Genomic DNA, 5,253 nt, shown 5'->3' on the forward strand with positions numbered 1-5,253 from the left:
TCTTCTTGCTCGTCACCCGGAAGTAAGGGAAGTGGCGACGTTAGAGCAGAATTGATTGGTAAAGATAAGTTATTTGCTACAATTGCATCTTCAAAATCTTTTCCTTCATCAGATCCGAGAAACTTTGTCTCTTCGTTTAATTTGCCAATAGCCAAAGAGCGATCGCCAACAAGTAAAGGCTGAATTTCTGCCGGCAACTCAGTCAAAGATAAAGCTTCAAATTCTACCAAATGTTGATAAAACGCTGGTGGACGGCGAATCGTCTGCGCCGCGTTGTTGATAATAATATCGAGTCTCGTATAAAAGCTGGCGATATTTTGCGTGAATCGCTCAACTCTCGCAATATTTCGCAAATCTAACCCATAAATGTGTAAGCGATTTTTCCATTCGCCAAAATCTGATTCACTCGCATATCTTTTAGCCGCATCGTGAGGGAAGCGTGTCGTAGCTATAACAGTTGCACCTGCTCTGAGTAATTTCAAAGTCACTGCGTAACCAATTTTTACCCTGGCTCCAGTGACTAAGGCAAAAAAACCTTTCAAGTCAGCAGTTTGATTTCGTTTCGCATAATTGAAATCGCCGCAGTTTATGCAGAGTTGTGGATAAAAGAAATGCCACCCTGAAAAAATATTTTTACAGACAATGCAACGTTGCGGCTTGTGCATGGTAAATTTAGGTGACTACTTATGTATTCTGCCATTAGGCATGATAGCTTTCTGGAAATTAGTTAATGCGAGATTAGCTTTTTTGAGGTTAGCTTTAACGAGGTTAGCCTCAATAAAGCTAGTGCCGCTGAGGTTCGATCCTCGAAAGTTCGCACTACTAAGATTAGCCTTTCTAAGATTAGCATCGCTGAAGTTAAGTCCGCTCAAGTTAAACCCACTCAGGTTCACTCCACTAAGGTTAGCTCCTCTAAAGTTTACGCCGCTTACATCGGCTTCGGTAAAGTTGGCTTGATGAAGATTAGCCTTAATAAATTTCGACTTTTTCAAATTTGCTCTGGTGAAGTCAGCTTTACCCAACTGGGCTTTAGTAAAGTTAGCTCTTTGCAGAATTGTTTCGCGAAAATTAAATTGACTGAGGTTTGTTCTACTAAAATTAGCTTTATCGAGTTTTGCTTCCTCAAAAATTGCCCCTTGCAAAATAGCTCCGTTGAGATTGGCTCCACTGAGGTTAGCCCCCGTAAAGTTCGCCTCGCTGAGATTTGCTTTGTAGAGTTTAGCCTCGCTAAGATCTGCGCCGCTGAAGTTAGCTCCCGTGAGATTGCACTGTCTAAAATTAGCCCTTTTGAGGTTCATCCCGCTCAAGTTAACCCCGCGAAGGTCTGCATCGAAATTCCTTATCAAGATATTCCACTTCCTCCATCCATTCCAAATAGCAACTCCTTTTTGAAGTAGGGTGAGTTGTTGCACTTTTCCAACCAATAAATAGTAGGCAATTTCTTGTACTTGTTCGGCTTCATCAAGTAATCCCTGAATTACCAATTCAAAACCTGCATCGCCATATTTCAGAGCCTCATAAAGTGCCTCTATGCGATGCTCTGCTACGCCACTTGTCAGCCTCCACTTGACTCCGCTTAATCCTCCCAGTACTGCACCAGTGCGTGGGGGTGGAGAATGTCCGCCAAGTACAGCATCGGTGTCTTTGGGCCGATCGAATTTTTCTGGCATAACTAAAGTCCAAACAAGTTGGCTTTTTTTGTATTATTGTAATACACAAACTACAAACAGCGATCGAACTCGATTGAGAATTTTTAATTGTTTCTGCGTCGTCCCCGTTTCACAGCCGATCGCTTCTCTTCCAGAGACACCACCTCTGCTTCGCTACTCTCTCTTGCCACGCGAATCAACAATCCAGCTGCCAGCAAACTCGCAATCATCGAATTACCGCCATAGCTGAACAAAGGCAAAGGCAAACCCGTCGTCGGTAGCGCACCCGTCGCCACAGCAATATTCATTAGCGACTGTCCCACTAACAAAATCATCACGCCGATCGCTACCAGTCGATGAACGACATTTTGAGTCTTCATCGCCACAATCAAAGCCATTGTCCCATAACCAAAAAGCAGCAGAAACAGCACCATGCCGCCCACAAAGCCAAACTCTTCTGCAAATACCGCAAAGATAAAATCGGTGTACTGAATGGGCAGATAAAATAACTTTTGCTGAGACAGCCCGTATCCACTGCCCCAAACCCCACCAGAACCTACTGCTAGCAGACTTTGAACCAACTGATAACCGTTCTTCATCGGATCTGCCCAGGGATTGAGAAAAGACATGATCCGCTTTTGCTGATATTCATTTCTGGTAATACTGATAATACCCAAGAGCAAACCAGCGAAAGCGGTTCCCCCCAGTTGAATATAAGGTAAGCCGGCGGCTAAAGCGATCAGCCAAATCGTCATACCGCAAAACGCCGTCGTACTTAAGTTAGGCTGCAACAAAATTCCCAAAAGTACGACAGAGAAAATAAACAGCCAAGTCAGACGTACTTTCCATCTCAGCCGATCCCATTGGCCAAATATCCGCGCACTTTGTAACACCAAAAAAGGCTTAATCAGCTCGGAGGGTTGAATCGGCATAGGGCCCAAAGCCAGCCAGCGCGTGGCACCATTGGTTGTAGTTCCCAGACCTGGAATCAAAGTTACGATAATTAATCCCAACAGCAGTACTACAAACCAGTGCGCCATTCCCAAGATGTAGCGAAGTGGGAAACGCACGATCAGGTTAAACCCCACCATACCCATCAAAATAGAGATGAGTTGGCGTTTAACGTAGTACAGTCCGTCTCCGTAATAGGCATCGCCTACAGGGTAAGATGCTGAGAACAAGACCACAATTCCCATAAACAGCCATAGGAATGTCAGCCAACGCAACAATCTGGCTTGTATTCCCCATTCTTCTCGATCGCCATCAAAGAAGGGTATTAGGTGACGTAAGTTAACTGCCAAAAGGTCGATCCTACCACTACGCAATATATTAGGTTTACTAAATCGCGATCGCAGAAACTGGGGCAATCGCCAAAAATAGTCTTTTTACCCTTATCATATTTGGCCGCCCACTCTGCATTAACTTTGCAAAAATTAAAAAAACTTTGCCGCCTGCGATCGCATGACTGCAAGCCATGTATTCGCAGGCGGCTTTTTTTGAATCTCCCAATCTTCACAACGGGACGATTTTATTTCGCGAAGTTTGTAAAGGTTTTTTCCAGAATTACAGCAATCCTGTATTAGCACCAGGCTTGCCAGTCGCCAGTTCAACTTTGACGATTTTGCCGCCCATTTTCATAATCCGTTGCTGTTCGCGAAACCAGTTGTCATACGGCACTAGCTTCGTAAAATATGTGTTTTGCAGTTCCCGTTGAGTGCGAATTCTAGTTTGGCTGGGAACGCAAGCAGTTATTTTGAACATCCGCATGAGTTATTTTCTCCTGGCATCCGATCGACGTTTGAAGTGATGATGATAAACCAAGGTCTGGGAGTCAAGAGTAAATACTAGCCGCTAAAACTTATCCAGTCAATTAGACAAATATATAACGCTCTAGCATTGACTCCTGACTTCCCAGACCATGTGAAAGTCAAAAGTCAGGCATTCAAAAGTTAAAAGTCATTTGGCCTTTCACTTTTCACTTTCGCCTTTTCTAGCTCAAGCCAGAGGAGATGTAGTCGAAGTAAACGCCCATTTCTTTACCGGCATCAGCACCTACGAGGCTAGCGGTAACTTCCTTCATAGCTTGGATAGCTTGAACGGTAGCGGAGACGGGAACGCCCAAGGAGTTGTAGGTTTCCTTCAAACCGTTGAGTACGCGCTCATCGAGGATGGAGGGGTCGCCAGCCAACATCGCATAGGTAGCATAGCGGAGGTAGTAATCCAAGTCGCGGATGCAAGCAGCATAGCGACGGGTGGTGTACATATTGCCACCGGGACGGGTGATATCCGAGTACAGCAGGGACTTAGCTACTGCTTCCTTAACGATCGCAGCGGCGTTAGCAGCGATAGTGGTAGCAGCGCGTACCCGCAATTCGCCGGTTTGGAAATAGCCTTTGAGCTTTTCTAAAGCACCGGTGTCCAGGTACTTACCTTGAACGTCAGAGGAGTTGATAACAGCGGTAATCGCGTCTTGCATCTTTTTGCTTCCTTAAGTCACCTAATCTGGGAATTTTTAATTGAGTGCTTTCCAGAGGACACTCGTCCTACTGCATCGCACCGATCACGTAGTCGAAGTAGGAGCCAGCTTCAGATGCGTCTTCAGCAGACAGCAAAGAGGCGGCAACGTTCTTCATAGCACGGATGCCTTCAGCTACGGCAGGAATGGGGGTGCCCAGAGAATTGTACATTTCGCGAACGCCCACCAAACCGATTTCTTCGATTGGGGTGACATCGCCAGCTACGATTCCGTAAGTAACCAGGCGCAGATAGTAGTCTAGGTCGCGCAGGCAGGTAGCGGTCATTTCTTCACCGTAGGCGTTGCCACCGGGAGAAACTACATCAGGGCGCTTTTGGAACAGTTGATCGCCAGCTTGCTTAACGATGCGTTCGCGAGAGTCGGTCAAAGTTTGGGCGATGCGTAGACGACGCTCACCGCTCGTTACGAAGCTCTTGATCCGATCCAGTTCGCCGGGGCTGAGATAGCGAGCCTCAGCATCTGCATTCACGATGGATTTCGTGACGATACTCATTAACGGAATCCTCCAAAAAAGATGTAACCAGATGTGATTAAACTGGCGTTTGCATCGATTGTGTGTGCTTTCGTCGCGATCGCGTCTTTGCACACACCCACTGTGTAGCTTACTTGAATTCTCGAAGCATTTACACTCAATTCTCAGAACAATGTTCGATCGAAATTTATTCTGAGCAGAGCTTCAGCATTCTTCAAGTTTTTTAGGTTATCAGAACTACATCTGATTTGAAACACAGCTACCTTCGCAAATATTTTGCGACATTACGTTCACATTTTGACTCTGCTCTTAATACTTTGTAATAAATCTCCTCATGTTTATCTGCGGCTTGCCAAATCAGACGTAACAGGAAATCGCCCTATCTTCAGTAGTAGAAGATAAGGCGGATTAATTTTTTGCATAGAGGAAGGGGGCGCGGGGGAGTGGAGGAGCGGGAGAGCGGGGGAGCGAGAGAGCGGGGGAGCGGGGGCGCTGGAGAATAAATCTTTTCCCTCTTCCTCTCCCTCTCCCTCTCCCTCTTCCCCTAGCCACTAGCCCCTAGCCACTAGCCCCTAGCCCCTAGCTCCTAGCCCCTA

The 5,253-nt window shown here is 46.1% G+C and carries 6 protein-coding genes; all 6 read right to left on the bottom strand.

All coding sequences use genetic code 11. The annotated features are described in order from the left end of the window. On the bottom strand, positions 1-665 hold a 665-nt coding region (locus H6S82_RS17025), incomplete at its 3' end, for an SDR family NAD(P)-dependent oxidoreductase (RefSeq protein ID WP_191056457.1). A gap of 15 nt (positions 666-680) precedes the next feature. Then, positions 681-1,670 carry a pentapeptide repeat-containing protein gene (locus H6S82_RS17030; RefSeq protein WP_190465104.1) on the bottom strand — a complete coding sequence of 330 codons (990 nt, stop codon included), beginning with the start codon at positions 1,668-1,670 and terminating at the stop codon, positions 681-683. Positions 1,671-1,753: 83 nt separating this feature from the next. Continuing rightward, the gene (locus H6S82_RS17035; protein ID WP_190465105.1) at positions 1,754-2,950 is read right to left on the bottom strand and encodes an FtsW/RodA/SpoVE family cell cycle protein; all 1,197 of its coding nucleotides are present in this window, start codon (positions 2,948-2,950) and stop codon (positions 1,754-1,756) included. A 262-nt stretch (positions 2,951-3,212) separates the two neighbouring features. Further along, a complete protein-coding gene (locus H6S82_RS17040) occupies positions 3,213-3,416 on the bottom strand; it encodes a phycobilisome linker polypeptide (RefSeq protein ID WP_190465106.1) in 204 nt (67 codons plus the stop codon). A 223-nt stretch (positions 3,417-3,639) separates the two neighbouring features. Beyond that, complete coding sequence (apcB, locus tag H6S82_RS17045; RefSeq protein WP_190465107.1) at positions 3,640-4,125, bottom strand: allophycocyanin subunit beta; 486 nt, start codon at positions 4,123-4,125, stop codon at positions 3,640-3,642. Between the two features lie 67 nt (positions 4,126-4,192). After that, entirely contained in the window at positions 4,193-4,678 is a 486-nt protein-coding gene (apcA, locus tag H6S82_RS17050; protein ID WP_190465108.1) for an allophycocyanin subunit alpha, read from the bottom strand. Positions 4,679-5,253 lie beyond the last annotated feature (575 nt).

It is taken from the genome of Planktothrix sp. FACHB-1355, from assembly GCF_014748295.1.
GTDB lineage: Bacteria > Cyanobacteriota > Cyanobacteriia > Cyanobacteriales > Aerosakkonemataceae > Aerosakkonema > Aerosakkonema funiforme_A.